Consider the following 19,291-nt stretch of genomic DNA (forward strand, 5'->3'; position numbering starts at 1 on the left):
CCCTCAAGCCGTCCGTCGCGCAGGAGTCGCTGGAGCTGTACCGCCCGGACGTGGAGGCCCTGCGCACCGGGGACATGTCCTTCACCGAGGTGCTGGAGAACCGGCGCAGCCTCCGGGGCCGGGGCGCCACGCCGCTCACCGTGAAGCAGTTGGGCGAGCTGCTGTACCGCGCCGCGCGCGTGCGCGACGTGAGGAGCACGCTGGACGGCGACGTCACCGACCGGCCCTACCCCGGCGCGGGCGCGGCGTACGCGCTGGAGCTGTACCCGCTCGTCGGGGAGTGCCAGGGCCTGCCGCCGGGCGTGTACCACTACGATCCGCTGGGCCACCGCCTGGAGAAGCTGAGCGGCCCCACGCAGGAGTTCCAGGCGCTGCTGGACGAGGCCCGCGCGCCGGTGGAGCCCTTCGACCGGCCGGAGGTGCTGATGGTGGTGGCCGCGCGCGTGCCCCGGCTCGCGTGGAAGTACGAGACGCTGGCGTACTCGCTGGTGCTGCAGGACACCGGAGCGCTGGTGCAGACGCTCTACCTGGTGTCCACGGCGCTGGGCTTGCGGCCCTATGCGCTGGGACGCAGCGACCCGGACCTCTTCCAGCGCGTGGCGGGCGTGGACGGCTTCGCGGAGGCGTCCGTGGGCGCCTTCGCGGTGTCCGGAGGCTCGGCGCCGGTCCCCTGAGCGCCCTGAGTCCCCTGAGCCAAAGCCAGGGGACACAGGGCGCTACGCCGGGCTCAGCAGCAGGGGCTGCCGCAGCAGTGCGAGCGGTTGTACGTGTCCGTGAGGCTGGACAGGGCCACGGCGTGGTCCGCCACGTTGGCCGGCTTCTTCGGCAGGGGCAGCTCCACCTCCATGCTGGCGAGCTTCCACTCGTTGGCGGCGCCCGCGTCCGCGTCGCTGGCGGGGACGACCTTCAACTGGATGCCGGCGGGCATCTCGAAGTCGAAGCGCTCCTTCAGCGCCTGACGGGGATCCGCCTGCAGGGCCTTCTCGAAGGAAGGCTCCTTCCACGCCAGGGCGACGGCGCGCATCCACACCGACTGCCAGTCGTTCACCGTGGTCCTCGCACCCGGCCCCGGCGAGGACGGCTTGCGCGCCACGGGGCGGGCCTTGGTGGGCGCTGCCTTCGACTCCGGCTTCTTCTTGCTCATGTCAGCAGTCTCCTCCCAGCGCCTCCAGCAGCGCGCGGGCCTCCGCGACGGGCGGCGTTCCCAGCCCTTCGGTGAAGGTACTGTAGATTATCTGGAGTCGTTGCCGCGCTTCTTCCTGCCGACCCGACGTCTGGAGTAGGCGCGCCAGTGCGGTGACGGCCTGCAGCTCGGGCATCCGCGCACCCTGTGCATGAGCCACTTCCGCCGCCTGCCGGAAGCACGCCTCCGCGGAGGGGGCCGTGGCCCCATCGCGCGTCAGCAGCACCCGGCCCTTGACCCGCAGCATCCTGGACTCGTGGTAGCCCTCGCCCAGGGCCCGCGCGCGCTCCCGTCCGCGCTCCACCGAAGCGAGCGCCGCGTCCACGTGGCCCAACTCCAGCTCCAGCTCCGCGAGGACGCCGTAGTACACCGGCTGGTCCATCTCCGTGCCGAACGCCTCGCGCATCGCAATGCCCCGCCGCATCGCCTCCAGGTCCTTCGCCGCCCATCCGCGCAGGATGCCCACGTAGGCGGACTGCTCCACGAGCCCGTAGCGGTGCGACAGCTCCGCGTGCTGCGAGATGAGCCGCGTCGCCTCCGTGCGGTCGCCGTGCTCCTGCGCCATGAGCAGCAGGTAGATGAACGACAGGCCGATGCTGGTGCCGTGGTTCAGCTCCCGCCCCCACGCCACCGCGGCGTCGCCGTGCGCCTTCGCCTGGTCCGCGAAGCCCAGCAGCCACAGCACCCGGCACAGCACCACCTCACCGCCCACGCGCGTGTCCTGCCCGTAGAGGATGCGGTGCATCCGGTGGGCGACGGGGTCGAACAGCGCGACGCACCGCTCCGCCTTCGCCTTCGCCTCGCCCAGCCGGCCCTCCAGCAGCTCGATGTTGGAGAGGATGGTGAGCGCCACCGCCTCCTGCCCCGCGTCCCCGGACGCCTGCGCCAACGCCACCAGTCTGTCCAACAGGCCGCGCACCCGGCGCTGGTCGCCGCCCAGGTGGTAGTAGATGGACAGCACCCACAGCGTCGGGGCCGCGTAGGGGCTCTCCCCCACGGTGAAGAGCAGCTCCAGCGACCGCTCGGCCACGGTGCGCAGGTCGTGCGAGCGCCAGCCCTGCGTGGACATCAGCGCGGGCGCGAGCACGCCGTTGAGGCTCAGCTCCAGTTGCGCGCGCTCCAGCGGGTCGTCAATCGCGTCCAGCCACGACAGGCCCAGCCGGGAGAACAGGATGGCCTCCACGTAGGCGGAGCGGATGAGCGCGGCGAAGGCGGCCTTCTGCGCGTAGACGATGGCCTTGCGCTTGAGGTTCGCGCTCGCGAAGTGGTGCGCGAGCAGGTCCGGCCGCTCGCTCACCACCTCCGGGAAGTGCTCCTCCAGCGCCGCCGCCGCCTTCGCGTGCACCTGCTGCCGGTGCCGCTTGAGCATGGAGTCGTAGGCCGCGTCGCGCACCAGCGCATGCTTGAAGAGGTACACGGGCCCCTTGGGCCGGCGCTTGCGGTGCAGCAGGCCCGCGCCCACCAGCCGCTCCAGGTCCGCGTCCAGCGCCTCCGGCGTCAGCGGGCTGAGGTGCCGCAGCAGCTCATGCGACAGCTCGCGGCCCAGCACCGACGCCACCTGCGCCGTCTCCTTGCCGCGGCCCAGCCGGTCCAACCGCGCGACGAGCAGATCGCGCAGCGTGCCCGGCACCACGGGGCTGCCCTTGCCCACCTCCAGCGCGAAGCGGCCCTCGCGCTGCACCAGCGCGCCGGACTCCAGGAGCGTGCGCACCAGCTCCTCGATGAACAACGGGATGCCGTCCGTGCGCGAGGCAATCTCCTCCAGCGCCTCCGCGGAGAGCGGTCCGCCCGCGGCGGCGGCGGCCAGTCGCTCCACCTCCGCGCGCGCGAGGGCGCCCAGCTGCACCTGCATCACCGAGGAGGACGGCCACGGCGCTTCGAACTCCGGACGCGCGCTGAACACCGCGAACAGGCGCGACGACGACACCTCCGCCACCAGCGCCTTCAACAGCTCCAGCGTGGACGGGTCCGCCCAGTGCAGGTCCTCCAGCGCCAGCACCACCGGCTGGCGCTCCGCCAGCGCGGCGAACAACGCGAGCAGCGCGTCGCGCGTCAGCTCCCGGTGCTTCAAGGGCGACACGTCCAGCGGCGCCCAGCGCTCCGGGGGCAGCGGCAGGGACAGCAGCGGCGCGAACAGCGGCATCGACTCCGCCAGGTCGAAGCTGTAGCCGGACAGCAGCGCCTCCAGGCCCGTCAACCGGCCTTCGGGTGACAGGTCGCGGTTCGGGTCCACCATCCGCGTGAGCAGGTCCACCACCGGGAAGTACGCCAGGCTGGAGCTGTCCGCCGTGCAGCGGGCCTCCAGCCATGTGTGGGGGTCCACGCCCAGCTTGTCGCCCAGCTCGCGGGTGAGGCGCGACTTGCCGATGCCCGGCTCGCCGGTGACGAGCACCGCCTGCCCCTGCCCCACGCGCACCTGCTCCCAGCGCGACAGGAGCAGCTCCAGCTCCCGGGCACGGCCCACCAGCGAGAGCGCGACCTCCGTGCCGCTCCACGCCGCGTCCGCGCCCTGGAGCACGAACGTCTCCAGGCCCGGAGGCAGCAGGTCATGGACGGGCGCGGGGCCGGGCTCCAGCGGGAAGTGCTTGCGCACGAGCTGCTGGGTGTCACCGGTGAGGAGGATGGTCCCCGGGGGCGCGGACGTGCTCAGGCGGAAGGCCAGCTTCGGCGTGGTGCCCACCACGAAGCCCAGGCCGGACAGCGTCGGGTCCCGCTGCTCGCGCGACACCACGAGGCCCGTGTGCAGGCCCACGCGGATCTCCACCCGCGTGCCGCGCTCGGCCTCGATGGCGCGGCCCCGGCGCTGCACCTCGGCCACCATGTCCAGCGCCGCCTGCGCCGCGCGACGGGCGTCGTCCTCCCGCGCCGCCGGATAGCCGAAGTAGAAGAGGACGATGTCGCCCAGCGCGCTGGCGATGTGGCCGTTGTAGCGCCGGGCGATTTCAATGCAGACCTCCTGCTGGGCCCCCAGCACGTGGTCCAGCTCCTCGATGTCCACCGGGCCCGGCGCCGTCGCCGTGGCGGACAGCGTGCAGCACACCACGGTGAGCTGCCGGCGCTCCCCTTCCGCCCACCGGCGCGCGCGCGTGGAGAGGGCGTTGGGCGTGCGGCTGCTCAGCTCCACCGTCGCCGTCTCCGCGTTGGGGGACGCGGGCTGGATGCGCACGGGCGCGGCCCGGCGCGGCAGGTTGGACAGGTCCACCGCCTCCAGCTGGCGCAGGAGCACCTCCGCGGAGACGGTGCGCTGGGCCGGGTCCTTGGCCGTGGCGCGCTGGAGCAGCTTGCCCACCGGGTGCGCGGCGATGCTCGCGGGGATGGGCACCGGCTCCGCGGACAGCTGCTGGAAGATGACCTCCGCGACGGTGGCGCCCTCGAAGACGCGCTTGCCGGTGAGGCACTCCAGGAACACCAGCCCCCAGGCGTACAGGTCCGAGCGCGGCGTGGGCGGCTGGCCGCGAAGCTGCTCCGGCGCCGCGTACGACGGCGTGCCCAGCGATTCGTTGGTGGAGGTGATGCGCGGCTGCGGCTCCGCGCGCGTCAGCTCGTCCGTCACGGACCCGATGCCGAAGTCCAGCACCAGCGCGTTGCGGCGCGCGCCGGTGGGCACGACCATGATGTTCGCGGGCTTCAGGTCGCGGTGCACCACGTTCTGCGCGTGCGCGCACGCCAGCGCGTCCAGCAGCTGCAGCATCAGGTGGCGCACCTCCACCGGATCCAGCACGCCCTCCTCGGCCAGCACCTGCGCCAGGTTCTTGCCCGGGACGAACTCGAAGATGGAGTAGACGGCGCCGCCCTGCGCCCGCCCGGAGTCGATGAGCCGCACGATGTTCGGGTGGTGCATCTGCGCGCACAGCTTCATCTCCCGCTCGAAGCGCGCGCTGCGGCGCTCCACCGACTCCGGCGTCGCGCCCTCCGTCAGCCGCAGCAGCTTCACCGCCACGTTCTGGCCGGTGGTCACCTGCCGCGCCTTGTAGACGCGGCCAAAGCCGCCCTCGCCCAGCTCCGACAAGAGCTCGTAGCGGCCCTGGAAGGCTTCCAGCAGGTTGGGATCCATGGGGTTCTTCATCGCGCTCCCGTGCCACACACCGTTGCCATCAGCGTCTCAACCGCGTCCCGTGCCGGCGGCCTGCGTGGGCGCCAGCCGGGCGACCTGTCCCCCCCGCCGAGGCAGGGTGATGACGAACTCCGTGAACTCACCCGGCACCGTCTCCATGCGGAAGGTGCCCTGATGTCCCTGCACGATGATGTCATGGCTCAGTGACAACCCGAGCCCCGTCCCCTGCCCCGGGGGCTTGGTGGTGAAGAAGGGGTCGAAGATTCTCGACGCACTCGCCGCGGGGATGCCCGGACCGTTGTCGCGCAGGCGCACCTCCACCTGCTCCGGCCGGGACAGGGTGCGGACCTTGAACACCGGCACGTACCCGGCCCCCAGCGCCGTCCACTTCTGGCGCATCGCGTAGAGGGCGTTGTCCACGACGTTGATGATGACGCGCCCCACGTCCGCGCGGACCAGCTCCACGCGCCCCACGCCAGCGTCGTACTCCACATCCAACTGGACGGGCATGGGCTCGCCTCGCACCCCGCCCTGCCCCAGGGCGATGCCCTCCGCGACCAGCGCGTTCAGGTCCACCGCCTCGCGCGGCCCCGGCGAGCGCCGGGCGTGCTGGAGCATCCCCTGGATGAGCGCGTCCGCGCGCCGGCCGTGCTCGTTGATCTTCCGCGCGTTGGTGCGCAGGCAGTCCAGGGCCTCGTCCACGTCGCGCACGGAGGCGGCGTCCAGCCGTTCGCGCTGCGGCGCCATCACGTGGGCCAGGTCCTCCGTGAGGCCCACCGACAGGCCGGCGAAGTTGCTGATGAAGTTGAGCGGGTTGCGCAGCTCGTGCGCCATGCCGCCCACCATGGACGCGAGCGAGGCCAGCTTCGCGTCCATGATGAGCTGCATGCGCTGCACCGTCTCCTGCTCGATGCGGCGGTAGAGCCGGGCGTTCTCCAGCGCGAGCGCCGCCTGTCCCGCGAACGCGACGAGGAAGTCCAAGTCGTCCTCGGAGAAGCGGTTGGGCGTGGAGAGGTTGTCCACGTACAGCACGCCCAGCACCTCGTCCCGGGGCTTGAGCGGCACGCACATGGAGGCGCGGATGGAGCTGATGATGATGGAGTCGGCCGCGTCCAGGCGCGGGTCGTTCACCGCGTCGGAGAACAGGGCCGCCACGCTGCGGCGCAGGACGAAGTCCACGATGTTCTGGCTGAAGATGGGCCCGCGCACGGGCGTGCCCTCCGCCGTCTTCGACACGCGCGGCTCCAGCTTCCCGCTCTGCTCGTCCAGCAGCAGGATGACGCCCCGGTCCACGTGGAGGATTTGAAACGCGAGGTCCAACACCTTGCCCAAGAGCGTGTCGAAGTCGTCCGTGACGGACAGCAGCTTCGCCACCTCCTGGAGGATGCGCAGCCGCTCCCGGGCGCGGGTGGCCGCGCTCGCCGCCTCCGACGCGGACTGCTCCGGGCCGGGCACCGCCTGCACCAGCGTCTTCAGCGGCACGCGGGTGAGCGCGCGCGTGAGCTGGGGACGGGGCTCGTCGGAGGAGGACGCTCCCCGGGTACCCGGCACGTCGGCCGGGGGCGCTTCGCGGGTGAGCAGGAAGACGAGCTCGCCCAAGGTCAGCGTGTCGCCGGGGCGCAGCTCCTTGCGGCGGATCTGCTCGCCGTTGACGAAGGTGCCGTTCTTGCTCTGGAGGTCGGTGACGAAGAAGCGCCCGTCGGAGCGCTCGATGCGGGCGTGCTGGCGCGACAGGCTGCGGTGGGGAATGCAGATGGCCTGATCATCGGCGCGGCCGATGGTGAGGGGCGCGTCCCCGAGCGGGTAGGACAGCTCATCCGGCTGCCCTGGGTTGTAGACGAGCATCGGCAAGGCGCACCCCCTCCGGGTGGAAGCCTAGCCGAAAAGCCCCGCCGCCCAACGCGTCAGGGCGCGCGACGCCGCAGCACGGACGCATCCAGCGAAGCGAGCGTGGGCCGCCCCGACAGGGCCAGGGCCAGCTCCAGCTCCTCGCGCAGCATGGACAGCAGGTGCCCCACGCCCTCCTCGCCGCCCGCCGCGAGCCCCCAGTACACCGGGCGCCCCACCAGCACCGCCTTCGCGCCCAGCGCCAGCGCCTTGAGCACGTCCGTGCCCCGGCGGATGCCGCCGTCCACCAGCACCTCGCACCGGCCGCGCACCGCCGCCACCACTTCCGGCAGCGCCTCCAGCGGAGGGAGGGCCCCGTCCAGCTGCCGGCCACCGTGGTTGGAGACGATGAGTCCGTCCACGCCCGCCGCCACCGCGCGCTCCGCGTCCTCCGCCGTCAGCACGCCCTTGAGGACCACCGGCAGCCGCGACACCGAGCGCACCCACGCCACCGACTCCCACGTCAGCGACGCGTCGAAGTCGCGCGCCGCATGGGACGCGATGCCCGACTCGCCCGGCGCGCGGGTGGCCAGCGCCTGGCTCACGTCCGTGTCGAAGTTGGCCGCGCGCACGTGGGCCGGCAGGCCGAAGCCACTGCGCACATCCCGCATCCGGCGCCCCAGGCGCGGCGTGTCCACCGTGAGCACCAGCGCGCGGTAGCCCGCGGCCTCCGCGCGGCGGATGAGCGCCGCCGTCACCGCGCGCTCGCGGAAGCAATACACCTGGAACCAGAGCGGGCCCGAAGCCGCGCGGGCCACGTCCTCCAGCGAGCGGCTGGCCATGGTGCTCACCACCATCAGCCCGCCCAGGGCCCCGGCGGCGCGCGCGGTGGCCTCTTCCCCATCCGGATGCGCCAGGCACTGGTAGGCCATGGGCGCCACGCCCAGCGGATGCGCAAGCGTCGTGCCCAGCAGGCTCACGGAGGTGTCGCAGCGGGACACGTCCACCAGCACGTTGGGCCGCAGCCACCACGCCTCGAAGGCCCGCCGGCTGTCGCGCAGCGAGCACTCGTCGTCACTGCCGCCGCACACGTAGTCGAAGACGTCCGCGGGCAGCTTCTCGCGGGCCTGCTGCTCGTACTCGTCCAGGCTCAGGGGACGCATGGGACTCCAGGGCGCGGGACTTCAGCTCCGCGCGAGGACCTGGCCCAACCGCGCGACGGCTTCCTCGATGACGGCGGGCTCGGCGTGGGAGAAGTTGAGGCGCAGGCCGTGGGACGCGGACCGGCCGCCCGCCACGGAGAAGGCCTGTCCGGGGAGGAAGGCCACCTGGACCTCCTCCAGCGCCCGGCCCAAGAGCGCCGTCGTGTCCACGCTCGAGGGGAACTCCACCCAGACGAACATGCCGCACGCGGGCTTCGTCCATTTGGCCCCCCGGGGCGCCAGGTGGCGCTCCAGCGCGGAGAGCATCGTGTCGCGGCGCTCGCGGTAGCCGGCGCGCAGCTGCTCCAGGTGCGCGGGCAGCCCACCGGACTCCAGGAACGCCAGCACCACGCGCTGGGCGAACGTCGTGGTGTCGATGTCGCTCGCCTCCTTCACCGTGGCCAGCCGCCCCACCATCGCCTCCGGCACCACCACCCACCCCACGCGCAGCGCGGGCGCCAGCACCTTGGAGAAGGAGCCGACGTAGTACACCCACCGGTCCTCAAGCCCGCGCAGCGCGGGCAGCGTGTGGGGCTCGTACTGGAGCAGCCCGTACGCGTCGTCCTCGATGATGGGCAGCCGGTGTTCGCGCGCCAGGGCCACCAGCCGCTCGCGCGACTTCAGCGGCATGCTCACGCCCAGCGGGTTGTGGCCGTCGCTCATCGTGTAGAGCAGCGCGGGCCGCTCACCGCGCTCCAGGAGCGCCTGCACCGCGTCCACGTCGATGCCCGTCTCCGGGTGCGTGGGCACCGTGAGCCGCTTCGGCTGGAATGGATCCAACACCTGCTGGAAGCCCGAATAGACGCGGTCCTCCAGCAGCACCGTGCCGCCTGGATCCAACAGGAGCCGCGTGAGCAGGCTCATCCCCTGCTGCCCGCCCGCGGTGAGGAACACCTGCTCCGGCGCGCACGTGACGCCCCGCTGTGCCATCAGCGCCACCACCTGCCGGCGCAGCGGCTCCAGCGTGGGGCGGTACTGGAGCGCCAGCGGCTCCTCGGCCATCACCCGCGCGGCCGCCTGCGCCAGACCCGAGGACGGAAACAGCGACGCGGCCGGGAGACCCAGCGCCAGGGAGAGGATGCCCGGCCGGTGGATGCGCTGGAGCATGTCCTGGATGGCGGACGGCTTCAGCTCCCGGGCCCACGCCGCCAGGGGCAGCGCTCCCGCCTCACCCGTGGCCGCGCTCACGCCTGGACCCGCGCGTAGTCACGCTCCACCGCCTCGAACAGCGCGCGGATGTTGGCCCCTCCGAAGCCGCGCGCTTCCTGGCGCTGGATGGCCTCGAAGAACAGCGTCTGGCGCGGGTGCGCGGACCGGGTGAAGGTCTGCAGCAGCGTCCCCCACTCGTCCCGGTCCACCAGGATGCCCAGCTCGCGCAGGGGCTCCATGTCGAACGCCAGCGCGCCCAGCCGCGACTCCAGCCGCTCGTAGTACGCCGGCGGAATCTCCAGGAACGACAGGCCCTGCTGCAGCTGGCGCACGCACCCCACGATGTCCGACGTCAAGAGCGCCAGGTGCTGCACGCCCGGGCCCCCGTGCCGGCGGAGGAACTCGCCAATCTGGCCGGGGTTCTGCGTGGACAGCGGCTCCTGGAGCGGGAAGCAGATGCGCGTCGACGGGCTCTGCACCACCTTGGAGTTCATCCCGCTGGCGGCCGTGTGGACCACCTCCTGGTGGGACTGCCGGAAGCCGAAGACGTGCTCGTAGAAGCGCACCGTCGCGTCCAGCGTGCCCGGCTCCAGGCAGATGGCCAGGTGGTCCAGGCCGGAGAACGGCTCGGAGTCCAGCAGCACCGGCGACTCGCACGGCACCAGGCCCGGCGGCAGGAACGTGCCCACCGGCGCGTCGGACTGGATGATCGAGTGGACCAGGTCGCCCACCGTCGCCACCGTCGCCTGGAACATGCGCCGCCCCGCGCCGTCCCTGCCCGCCACCGGCTCGCGCAGCGGCTGGGCCCCGCGCTGCGTGACGTGCCCGAACGCCGCCACCGCGTCCTTCGTGCGCAGCGCGATGTCCCGGACCCCGTCGCCATGCCGCTCGACGAACGTGGACGGGGCATCCCCCGCCTCCAGCCCCTGCGTCAGCAGGAGCCGCAGCGTACCCTGCTGCAACAGCACGGACCTGCGCCCCACCAGCCCCGTCTCCGGACCGCCCTCCGCCACCCGGCGGAAGCCCAGCAGGCCCGTGTAGAAACCGGACGCGGTCGAGACGTCGGCGACGCACAGCTCAACGTACTCGATATCATCGAAATGCATGAATTAGCCTCGTCCCGGTGAAATCAGAGCTGCTTGGATGATAAACGATTCAACAGAAGCCTGGAGTGCTTTCCCGCCTGTTTGATTCCGCCCTGAGCGGATCCGTTCAAGCGGCGCTGGCGGCGGAGGCCAGAAGGCCCCGATCCCTCAGCGTATCCAGAATACGCTCCACCCCTGACACGACCGTCTCCGCGTCGGAACGGACGACGACTTCAGGCGATTCCGGCGGCTCGTAGGGGTCCGACACGCCGGTGAAGTGGGGGATCTCCCCCGCCAGGGCCTTCTTGTAGAGGCCCTTCACGTCGCGGGCGATGAGCGCGTCCAGGCTGGCCTGGACGTACACCTCCAGGAACGGGATGCCGGCCCGTGTGGCCAGGGCGCGCACCTCGTCCCGGGAGCTCCGGTACGGGGAGATGGCGGCGGTGAGGACGCCCACCTCGTGCTTCGCCAGCATGCGCGCCACGTACCCGATTCTCCGGACGTTCTCCTCGCGGTCCTCGCGGGTGAAGCCCAGGCCCCGGGACAGGTAGGTGCGGATCTCGTCCCCGTCCAGCAGCTCCACGCGCTGCACGGGGGCCAGGTGCCGGAGCACCTCGGAGGACAGCGTGCTCTTGCCGGCGCCGGACATGCCGGTGAACCAGAGGATGAAGCCCGGACGCTGTTGCATGCTCGCGCTACCTCTCCACGGCGGGGCCGTTGATCATCCCGGCGCCCACGGTGGCGTTGGTGCCTTCGTCGATGAGGATGAAGCTGCCGGTGCTGCGGTTGCGCCGGTACTCGTCGAAGAAGAGCGGCACCGTCGTGCGCAGCGTGACGCGGCCCACCTCGTTGAGCTTCAGGCCCTGGGTCTGGTCGTCGCGGTGCAGCGTGTTGACGTCCAGCCGGTAGTGCAGCTGCTTCACCATGGCGCGCGCCATGCGGGTGGTGTGCTTGATGGCCAGCCGCGCCCCGGTGTTGAGCACCGCCTGGTCCGACAGCCAGCACACCATCGCGTCGATGTCCTGGCTCGCGGTGGGCGGGTTGCCCGGGCGGCACAGCATGTCGCCTCGGCTGATGTCCAGCTCCTCCTCCAGCGACACGTTCACCGACATGGGCGGGAACGCCTCCGCCACCGGCTTGCCCGCCAGCTCCAGCGACTTGATGCGGGTGGTGAAGCCGGAGGGCATCACCATCACCTCGTCGCCCGGCCGCATCACGCCGCCCAATATCTGCCCGGAGTACGCGCGGTAGTCGTGGAACTTCTTCGCGGACGCGGGCCGGATGACCCCCTGCACGGGGAAGCGCAGGTGGATGAGGTCGCGGTCGGACGCGATGTGCACGTTCTCCAGGTGGTGCAGGAGCGTGGGGCCCTGGTACCAGGGCATCTTCTCCGAGCGCGTCACCACGTTGTCCCCGCCCAGCGCGGAGATGGGGATGAACGACAGGTCCGACACGTCCAGCTTCATGGAGAACTGGCGGAACTCCTCGCGGATGCGCTCGAAGACGCCCGCGTCGTAGTCCACCAGGTCCATCTTGTTCACGCACAGCACCAGGTGCGGCACGCGCAAGAGCGACGCGATGAACGCATGCCGCCGCGTCTGCTCCAGCACGCCCTTGCGCGCGTCCACCAGGATGAGCGCCAGGTCCGCCGTGGACGCGCCCGTCACCATGTTGCGCGTGTACTGCAGGTGTCCCGGCGTGTCCGCGATGATGAACTTGCGCTTCACCGTGGAGAAGTAGCGGTACGCCACGTCGATGGTGATGCCCTGCTCGCGCTCGGCCTTCAGCCCGTCCAGGAGCAGCGCCAGGTTGACGTACTCGTCGCCCCGCGCGTGGCTGGTGCGCTCCACGGCGGCGAGCTGATCTTCCAGGATGGACTTCGTGTCGAACAGCAGCCGCCCGATGAGGGTGCTCTTGCCGTCATCCACGGAGCCCGCGGTCGCGAATCTCAGCAGTTCCACTAGAAGTATCCCTCGCGCTTGCGGTCTTCCATCGCCGTCTCACTGAACTTGTCGTCGGCGCGGCTGGCACCGCGCTCCGTCACCCGCGACGCCGACACCTCCGCGATGACCTGCTCCACCGTGGACGCGGTGGACTCCACGCACGCGGTGCACGTCATGTCGCCCACGGTGCGGAAGCGGACCACTTCCGTCGTCACCTTCTCGCCGGGCAGCGTGGGCAGGAAGGGCGACCACGCCATCAGCATGCCGTCGCGGCGGAACACCTCGCGCCGGTGCGTGTAGTAGATGGACGGCAGCGCCACGTTCTCCCGGCCGATGTATTGCCAGATGTCCAGCTCGGTCCAGTTGGACAGCGGGAACACCCGCAGGTGTTCGCCCCGGCGGTGACGGCCGTTGTACAGGCCCCACAACTCCGGCCGCTGGTTCTTCGGATCCCACTGGCCGAACTCGTCGCGGAAGGAATACACGCGCTCCTTCGCGCGGGCCTTCTCCTCGTCGCGCCGGGCGCCGCCGAAGACGGCGTTGAAGCCGTTCTTCTCGATGGCCTCCAGCAGCGGCTGCGTCTGCAGCCGGTTGCGCGACGCGCGCGGGCCCTTCTCCTCCGTCACCCTTCCTGCGTCGATGGCCTCCTGCACGGACGCGACGATGAGCCGCGCGCCCAGCTCCGCCACGCGTTCGTCGCGATACTGGAGGACCTCCGGGAAGTTGTGCCCCGTGTCCACGTGCATCAGCGGGAACGGCAGCGGCGCCGGCCAGAAGGCCTTCACCGCCAGGTGCAACATCACCGCGGAGTCCTTGCCTCCGGAGAAGAGCAGCACGGGCCGGTCCAGCTCCGCCGCGACTTCCCGGATGATGAAGATGGACTCGGCTTCCAGCGCCTCAAGATGTGAAAGCTCGTAGCTCACGGGCGCGGAAGCTAGCACAACCGAGCCAGCCCCCAACCGCGCCCCTGCAAGTTTTCCGCACGGCCGCTCCCACTGAAACACGCCGGATGCGACATGCGGGAGCAGGCCGTGAAACATCGCCGTCCCACCTGTCAGGGCGGCTGCATCCCCGAACGTGCGCGGGCCGTGGCGCGGGGAGGCTTCACGCCGGGTGCGGGAGGCCATTCCAGGACGGTGGCGCATGGTATAGACGGCCGCCCCATGCGAAGCGCGCCCCCTCCGACTCCCTCCGCCCCTGATCGCTGGTTTCCGTCCCGCAAGCCGCTGCCGGAGCCGCGGCTGCGCCTGTTCTGCCTGCCCTTCGCCGGCGGGAGCGCGGCCATCTACACGCCCTGGGCCAATGCCCTGCCCGCGGGCGTGGAGCTGTGCGCGGTGCAGCTGCCCGGCCGCGAGCGGCGCCTGATGGAGCCGGCCTACAAGTCGCTGCCGGAGCTGATGGAAGCGCTGATGCCGGTGCTGCTGCCGCTGATGGACCGGCCCTTCGCGCTGTTCGGCTACAGCATGGGGGCGCGCATCGGCCTGGAGGTGGCCCGGAGGCTGCGCACCCAGGGCGGTCCCCGTCCCCTGGGCTTCATCGCGGCCGCGGCGCCGCCGCCCTCCCACAACGACCGGGAACCCATCCACCAGTTGGATGATCCGGGCTTCATCGCGAAATTGCGCGAGTACGACGGTACGCCGGAGGAGGTCCTCCAGCACAAGGAGCTGTTGGACCTCATCCTCCCCACGCTGCGCGCGGACTTCGGGCTGGCCTGGTCCGGGGACGGACAGGACACGGCGAAGCTGGACATCCCGCTGGCCGTGTACGGCGGCAAGACGGACAAGCACGTGGGCGCGGAGCTCATCGAGCACTGGCGCGACGAGTCCACCGCCGACGTGCGCATCCGCCAGTTCGAGGGAGGCCACTTCTTCATCCGCACGCACGGGCCGCCGGTGCTGGCCGCCGTGCGTGAGGACCTGACGCGTTGGATGACGGCCGTTCCCTAGACGTTCACGAAGCGCGGCGGGGAGTCCCCGACGAGCGGCACGGTGTGCTGCCAGCGCACCGTGAGCGCCCCACCCCGGGGCCGCCGGAAGGCCACCGCCGCCTGGTGCCGCTCGGACGGCTTGTGCTGCACGAACTGCCACACCTCCGGCACGTCCCCCATCCGGGGGTCGAAGGTGATGGCGGGCATCTGGCCTGGCACCAGGTCGAACGCGAACTGATCCAACGGCAGGGACAGGCCCGCGCCGCGCGCCTTGATGTAGGCCTCCTTCAGGGTCCAGTACTCGAAGAAGCGCTCCCGCTGGCGCTCCTTCGGCAGGGCGCGCAGGGCCTGCACCTCCGTGCGGGCGAAGTAGTGGTCTGCGATCTCCACCGTCTCCCCCGGCCGCTGCGCGTCCTCGATGTCCGCGCCCAGGTCCACGTCGCGGCCCACGGCGATGAGCGCCATGCCGTCGGTGTGGCTCAGGTTGAAGCGCAGCCACTGCCCCTCCGGGCCCACGATGGCCGGACGCCCGTACTCGTTGGGCACGAAGCGCCACGCCTCCGGCGCGACGGGGGCGTAGCGCGACAGCGTCAGGCGCACCAGCGCGTGCGACACGAGGTACTGGCGCTGGTGGCGCTCGAAGTGGAAGCGCCGCTGCTTCTCACGCTCCTGCACATCCAGCAGGGGCAGGTAGGCCGCCAGCAGGCGCGGGTCGTCGATGCGCTCGGGTTCGACGAGCCAGACATGGACCTCGTCGGCGCGCAGTTCCAGGGGCTTGAAGGGGGAGGACACCGTCATGCCCGGGAGGGAAGCAGGAACCGCCGCGCATGTCACGGTGTAGGCTGCGCCCACCATGGGCCCCTGCCGGGTCCGGACCGGGGGACTCCCAGTGGACCTGTCCATCGCGACGACGAAGCTCCAGGCGCTGCGCAAGGACATGAGCGGCCATACGGACCGGGACGACGAGCTGCGCATCCTGGACCTGCTGCGGGGCGCCAGCGGCGAGGAGCTGAACTTCCTCCTGTCCAACGTGGACCTGGTGCGCCTGCTGTCGGACCTGGATGACCGGCTCGTCGGGCCGGACCACCACACCGCGCTCCTGGACCTGCTGTGCACGCACCGCGCCCCGGAGCTGTCCCTGCCGGTGCGCGCGTCGCTGGCCACCGCGCTCCAGAAGGGCGCCACGCCCGCGCAGGCGGAGCTGCGGCTGAGAGACCTGTTCGTGGGGCTCAAGGGCCGGGAGCTGACCGCGTTCAAGAACCTGCTCGACGCGGGCGGCGAGTACCACGACCTGCACCACCTGGTGTTCGACGACCTGGACGACGCGGCCGTGAGGGCGCAGGTGCTCGCCCACTTCCAGCGCGAGGCGCAGGCCGTCCCCAGCGGTGAGAACAAGGTGCTGAGCGACATCGACGACACGTTCTTCGCCAACTGGGTGGACAAGCGCTACCCTTCCAAGACGGTGTACCCGGGCGTGCTCGCGTTCTACCAGGAGTTGGATCGGGGGCCGGGCATCATCCCGGGCCGCTTGGGCGACCTCACCTTCGTGAGCGCTCGGCCGCAGGATCCGCTGGGCCTCATCGAGAACGCCACGCTGGAGTCCCTGCGCGAGCGGGGCGTCCCGCTGGCGGTGATGCTCTCCGGCAGCTTCTTCCACCTGGTGGGCAACACGCGCATCGCGCAGAAGAAGTTCGAGAACTTCGAACAATACGCCCGCCTCTTCCCCGAGTACGGCTTCGTCTTCGTGGGCGACAGCGGCCAGGGCGACGTGGAGTTCGGCGCGCGGATGCTCGCGGCCCAACCCCAGACGGTGCGCGCCGTGTTCATCCACGACGTGGTGGCCACGCCGGAGGCGAAGCGCGAGGAATGGCGCGCCCGGCACATCTTCTTCTTCGACACCTATGTGGGCGCGGCGGTGGAGGCCTTCCACGCGGGCGTCGTGTCCCGGGACGGCGTGGACCGCATCGCCACGGCCGCGGTCGAGTCCCTGGCGGCCATCACCTTTCCCACCCCGGCCCAACGACAGACGCGGGAAGCGGAGCTGGCACGCGACCTGGCCCGGGCCCAGGCACTGCCGCGGGCCCTGCATGTTTGAATATCAACCGACGCACCTCATCCACACGCACGACCGATGTACTTCTCCCGGATGCCGAAAGAGGATCGCCCCATGTTCCGCACGCTTGCCCTGACCTCCGCCGCCGCCCTCTCCGTCTTCTGCGCCGCCTGCGGCGGCGGGGATGACGACAACACGAAACCGGAGATCAAGGACACGCGCTCCAACGTGTCGGGCACCCACCCTGTCCAGATCAATCTCATCGCGACGGGTGTTCCCGAGTCCACCGACCCGCTTGAGACCATGCTCGTCGTGACCGAGGAGGCGAACTCCAAGACGGACCTGCGCTTCGCCCTTCTTGGCCTGGACTGCGACCTGACCGGAGCGATGACGGGCGAGTCCACCTTCAAGGTGAATCCGGGCACATGCGACCTGAGCCTTCCCACCGAAGGCGAGCAAGGCGAAGTGGGGGCCTGCTCCGTCCAGCTCTCCATCACGCAGGGGACCGGCGGCCGGGAGTCGGGAGCAAAGATCCACGCCACCCTCTCTGGCACCTACAGCCTCGACTGCACCGACGTCGTGCCCTTCCCCCTCGCCCTGCCCGTAACCATCGAAATCACGGGCACCTGAGGCCCGCGCGGCCCTGCACCTGGGGCCTCAGTCGCCGTCTAGCGACTCCAGTTGGATTTGGGCGATGTCGACGTAGAGTGGTACCACCTCCACCGCCTGCGCGTCGCGGAGCGCTTGGCGGGCGCCGTTCATGTCTCCAGCCTCCTGGCGCCGCGTTGATTCGGTGAGGGCCCGCGACAGACGGCGGGACCCCTCCCGGATGCGCCGCGCGACTTCGGTCGTCAGTGTGGCGGCGTCGGCTTCCCGCTGTAGAGCGCGCTCCGCTTCTGCTGCCGGAATCGCCACGTCGACGGCGGTGCGGCGTAGCAGGTCGCGCAGCTCTTCGGTGATTTCGAGCGCGGTGCCATTTCTCAGGTCGCGATCAAGGTCCGATACCGCATCCCAGTCTCGTTGATCGGGCATGGTGTCTCCTGGCTAGCGTTGAGGACGGCAATCCGCGAACGGCCACTGCTTTTGGCCCTGGCAATTTCAAAGACAATCATAGCAGTCGCCTGTCCAGCGCGGTTTCTTGGACACTTTGCACTGGACGTATCGGTCAATGCAGTGCTGGCGCCAACCGTCGTCTGGGTCGTCCACGGCGCTGGGCGTGGCGCCGACTACCGCGGCGGCGGTAGCGGCAGCAGCCAGAACGGCGGCGGCCTCTGCGTCGGTGAGGCCACACACGGCGGGGTTCGCAGGATGGGCCTGCACACAGCACGTCTCGCTGTCGAGGCACGTCGCGGTTGCGCAGCTCACGGTCAGGGCGATTATGAGGGGGAGTGCGAGGTGGCGCAGTCCTCGGGATTTTTTCGTCATTGTCATGGAGTTCGTCCCTTCAGCACGACGCAGACGGAGCCGCTACCAAAGAGGGGGGAGTTGGAGGGGCGCCTGGAGCAGGTGCCCGATGCTGGCCCCCTGATCCCCTGCCCACTTCCCGTCAGCCGGCTGCCCACGGGTCCCGGGCAGTTGGCGTGACGCGTGAGGACCCCCAACCTTCCGGACGCTTCACATGGGTGGAGCGGCCGTCTGGGTTTGGGCGTGGGCGTCAGGGGGGCGGGGCCGATGGAATTGTTTCCCATCCATTTGCTGTTCATCGTGGTCCTGATGAACCGCTACATCCTGGGGCCGCTGCTGCGGCGGCTGAAGGGAAAGCGGTTTGAACGCGTGGACGACACCTACCGTCCCCGGGTCGCGATCGTCGTTCCACTCTTCAACGAAGGCGAAGGCATCTTCCACACGGTGCGCGCGCTGCTGGAGCAGGACTACCCGCGCGAGCTGCTGGAGATCATCGTCGTGGATGACTGCTCGCGCGACGACAGTGTCGCCTGGGCGAACAAGGCCGCGGAGGGCCACCCGAATGTCCGCGTGATGCGCAACCCGGAGAACATGGGCAAGCGCAAGGGCATCAACCGGGGCGTCCGCGCGGCGGTGGACGCGGAGATCATCGTCTCCGTGGACTCGGACGTGGTGGTGGACAAGGGCGCCGTGCGCCAGCTCATCCGCCGCTTCGTCCACCCGAACGTCGCGGCCGTCGGCGGGCGCACCTTCGTCACCAACCGTCATCAGAACTGGATGACACGGATGATTGAAATCAAGTTCCACTTCGCCCAGCAGTGGCTGAAGGACCTGGAGCGTTCGTTCCGTCAGGTGATGTGCCTGTCCGGCTGCCTGACGGCCTACCGCCGCCACGTGCTGCTCCAGTTGGAGCCCATCCTGGAGGCGCGCGCCATCGCGGGCGTCCCCATCAAGTACGGCGAGGACCGCTTCCTCACCCGGCAGATCGTCAAGCACGACTACGAGACGGTCTACACGCTGGACGCGTTCTGTTTCACCGCGGCGCCGTCCACGCTGTCGGGCTACTTCTCCCAGCAGCTTCGCTGGCGGCGCTCCAACCTGGTGGACCTGCTCTCCGGCCTGTCGCACGCGTGGCGCCTGCACCCGGTCATCACGGTGCACTACGTGTCGCAATTGGCGCTGCTGTTGTCCTATCCGGTGGTCATCGTCCACAACCTCCTCAACGGAGAGTTCTGGGACATCCTCGCGTTCCACTTCCTGGTGATTGGCCTGCTGGGCTTCATCTACCGGATGGAGACGCGCCACCTGCCCGAGGACCGGCGCGTGCCCGGGGCCAGCTTCCTGCCCATGGCCCTGCTGATGCCGGTGACGTACGCGCTGTTCACCCCGCTGGCGCTGCTGACACTCGACTCTGGAAGCTGGGAGACGCGTGGCAGCCCCACGACGGCCCCTGCTGCCTCCCCC

Annotated in this window: 16 protein-coding genes; 5 read left to right on the plus strand and 11 right to left on the minus strand. The window is 70.6% G+C overall.

Annotation, left to right across the window (positions count from 1 at the left end; translation table 11 throughout):
• Positions 1–674: SagB family peptide dehydrogenase (locus tag D7X74_RS26000; protein WP_120535694.1), on the plus strand; the 674-nt coding region annotated here is incomplete at its 5' end.
• 53 nt (positions 675–727) lie between these two features.
• On the opposite strand, the gene D7X74_RS26005 is transcribed toward D7X74_RS26000, so the two are convergent.
• From D7X74_RS26005 to cysD, 9 genes are all read right to left on the minus strand, one after another.
• Complete coding sequence (locus D7X74_RS26005) at positions 728–1,144, minus strand: BMA_0021/BMA_0022 family TOMM bacteriocin (RefSeq protein ID WP_120535695.1); 417 nt, start codon at positions 1,142–1,144, stop codon at positions 728–730.
• A 1-nt stretch (position 1,145) separates the two neighbouring features.
• Complete coding sequence (locus D7X74_RS26010; protein WP_233602255.1) at positions 1,146–5,237, minus strand: TOMM system kinase/cyclase fusion protein; 4,092 nt, start codon at positions 5,235–5,237, stop codon at positions 1,146–1,148.
• 48 nt (positions 5,238–5,285) lie between these two features.
• Entirely contained in the window at positions 5,286–7,082 is a 1,797-nt protein-coding gene (locus D7X74_RS26015; protein ID WP_120535697.1) for an FHA domain-containing protein, read from the minus strand.
• 59 nt (positions 7,083–7,141) lie between these two features.
• Positions 7,142–8,227, minus strand: a complete 1,086-nt coding sequence (locus D7X74_RS26020) for an alpha-hydroxy acid oxidase (protein WP_120535698.1) — start codon at positions 8,225–8,227, stop codon at positions 7,142–7,144.
• Positions 8,228–8,248: 21 nt separating this feature from the next.
• Positions 8,249–9,454 (minus strand): PLP-dependent aminotransferase family protein, encoded by a 1,206-nt coding sequence (locus tag D7X74_RS26025; RefSeq protein WP_233602256.1) that lies wholly within the window; start codon positions 9,452–9,454, stop codon positions 8,249–8,251.
• Entirely contained in the window at positions 9,451–10,521 is a 1,071-nt protein-coding gene (hppD, locus tag D7X74_RS26030) for a 4-hydroxyphenylpyruvate dioxygenase (protein WP_120535699.1), read from the minus strand. Before hppD ends, D7X74_RS26025 begins: the two co-directional genes overlap by 4 nt.
• 106 nt (positions 10,522–10,627) lie before the next feature.
• On the minus strand, positions 10,628–11,188 hold the full coding sequence (cysC, locus tag D7X74_RS26035) for an adenylyl-sulfate kinase (protein ID WP_120535700.1): 561 nt from the start codon (positions 11,186–11,188) through the stop codon (positions 10,628–10,630).
• A gap of 7 nt (positions 11,189–11,195) precedes the next feature.
• Positions 11,196–12,461, minus strand: coding sequence for a sulfate adenylyltransferase subunit 1 (locus D7X74_RS26040; RefSeq protein ID WP_120535701.1), 1,266 nt, complete (start codon positions 12,459–12,461; stop codon positions 11,196–11,198).
• Positions 12,461–13,366: a sulfate adenylyltransferase subunit CysD gene (gene cysD / locus D7X74_RS26045; RefSeq protein ID WP_199732875.1), complete on the minus strand. Its 906-nt coding sequence runs from the start codon at positions 13,364–13,366 to the stop codon at positions 12,461–12,463. Before cysD ends, D7X74_RS26040 begins: the two co-directional genes overlap by 1 nt.
• Positions 13,367–13,606: 240 nt before the next feature.
• Here cysD and D7X74_RS26050 point away from each other — a divergent pair, with 240 nt between their 5' ends.
• The gene (locus D7X74_RS26050; protein ID WP_120535703.1) at positions 13,607–14,389 is read left to right on the plus strand and encodes a thioesterase II family protein; all 783 of its coding nucleotides are present in this window, start codon (positions 13,607–13,609) and stop codon (positions 14,387–14,389) included.
• On the opposite strand, the gene D7X74_RS26055 is transcribed toward D7X74_RS26050, so the two are convergent.
• The gene (locus D7X74_RS26055; RefSeq protein WP_233602257.1) at positions 14,386–15,168 is read right to left on the minus strand and encodes a 4'-phosphopantetheinyl transferase superfamily protein; all 783 of its coding nucleotides are present in this window, start codon (positions 15,166–15,168) and stop codon (positions 14,386–14,388) included. The two genes, D7X74_RS26050 and D7X74_RS26055, sit on opposite strands and share 4 nt — an antisense overlap.
• Positions 15,169–15,259: 91 nt before the next feature.
• On the opposite strand from D7X74_RS26055, the gene D7X74_RS26060 reads away from it, so the two are divergent.
• Complete coding sequence (locus D7X74_RS26060) at positions 15,260–16,465, plus strand: phosphatase domain-containing protein (RefSeq protein WP_120535704.1); 1,206 nt, start codon at positions 15,260–15,262, stop codon at positions 16,463–16,465.
• A gap of 72 nt (positions 16,466–16,537) precedes the next feature.
• Positions 16,538–17,053 (plus strand): hypothetical protein, encoded by a 516-nt coding sequence (locus D7X74_RS26065; RefSeq protein WP_147444423.1) that lies wholly within the window; start codon positions 16,538–16,540, stop codon positions 17,051–17,053.
• A 27-nt stretch (positions 17,054–17,080) separates the two neighbouring features.
• Here D7X74_RS26065 and D7X74_RS26070 read toward each other — a convergent pair whose 3' ends face one another.
• Positions 17,081–17,455 carry a DUSAM domain-containing protein gene (locus D7X74_RS26070; RefSeq protein ID WP_120535706.1) on the minus strand — a complete coding sequence of 125 codons (375 nt, stop codon included), beginning with the start codon at positions 17,453–17,455 and terminating at the stop codon, positions 17,081–17,083.
• Positions 17,456–18,094: 639 nt separating this feature from the next.
• Between D7X74_RS26070 and D7X74_RS26075 the strand changes: the two genes are divergently transcribed.
• Positions 18,095–19,291, plus strand: a 1,197-nt coding sequence (locus tag D7X74_RS26075) for a glycosyltransferase family 2 protein (RefSeq protein ID WP_120535709.1), incomplete at its 3' end; no start/stop codon positions are given.

It is taken from the genome of Corallococcus sp. CA047B, assembly GCF_003612065.1.
Classification (GTDB): domain Bacteria; phylum Myxococcota; class Myxococcia; order Myxococcales; family Myxococcaceae; genus Corallococcus; species Corallococcus praedator.

Excerpts from the sequence above, each read along its gene's own strand:
- D7X74_RS26005 (WP_120535695.1), bottom strand. The coding sequence starts at position 1,144 with ATGAGCAAGAAGAAGCCGGAGTCGAAGGCAGCGCCCACCAAGGCCCGC.
- D7X74_RS26070 (WP_120535706.1), bottom strand. The coding sequence starts at position 17,455 with ATGCCCGATCAACGAGACTGGGATGCGGTATCGGACCTTGATCGCGAC.
- D7X74_RS26055 (WP_233602257.1), bottom strand. The coding sequence starts at position 15,168 with ATGACGGTGTCCTCCCCCTTCAAGCCCCTGGAACTGCGCGCCGACGAG.
- cysC (WP_120535700.1), bottom strand. The coding sequence starts at position 11,188 with ATGCAACAGCGTCCGGGCTTCATCCTCTGGTTCACCGGCATGTCCGGC.
- D7X74_RS26050 (WP_120535703.1), top strand. The coding sequence starts at position 13,607 with ATGCGAAGCGCGCCCCCTCCGACTCCCTCCGCCCCTGATCGCTGGTTT.
- D7X74_RS26065 (WP_147444423.1), top strand. The coding sequence starts at position 16,538 with ATGTTCCGCACGCTTGCCCTGACCTCCGCCGCCGCCCTCTCCGTCTTC.
- hppD (WP_120535699.1), bottom strand. The coding sequence starts at position 10,521 with ATGCATTTCGATGATATCGAGTACGTTGAGCTGTGCGTCGCCGACGTC.
- D7X74_RS26020 (WP_120535698.1), bottom strand. The coding sequence starts at position 8,227 with ATGCGTCCCCTGAGCCTGGACGAGTACGAGCAGCAGGCCCGCGAGAAG.
- D7X74_RS26015 (WP_120535697.1), bottom strand. The coding sequence starts at position 7,082 with ATGCTCGTCTACAACCCAGGGCAGCCGGATGAGCTGTCCTACCCGCTC.
- D7X74_RS26010 (WP_233602255.1), bottom strand. The coding sequence starts at position 5,237 with ATGGATCCCAACCTGCTGGAAGCCTTCCAGGGCCGCTACGAGCTCTTG.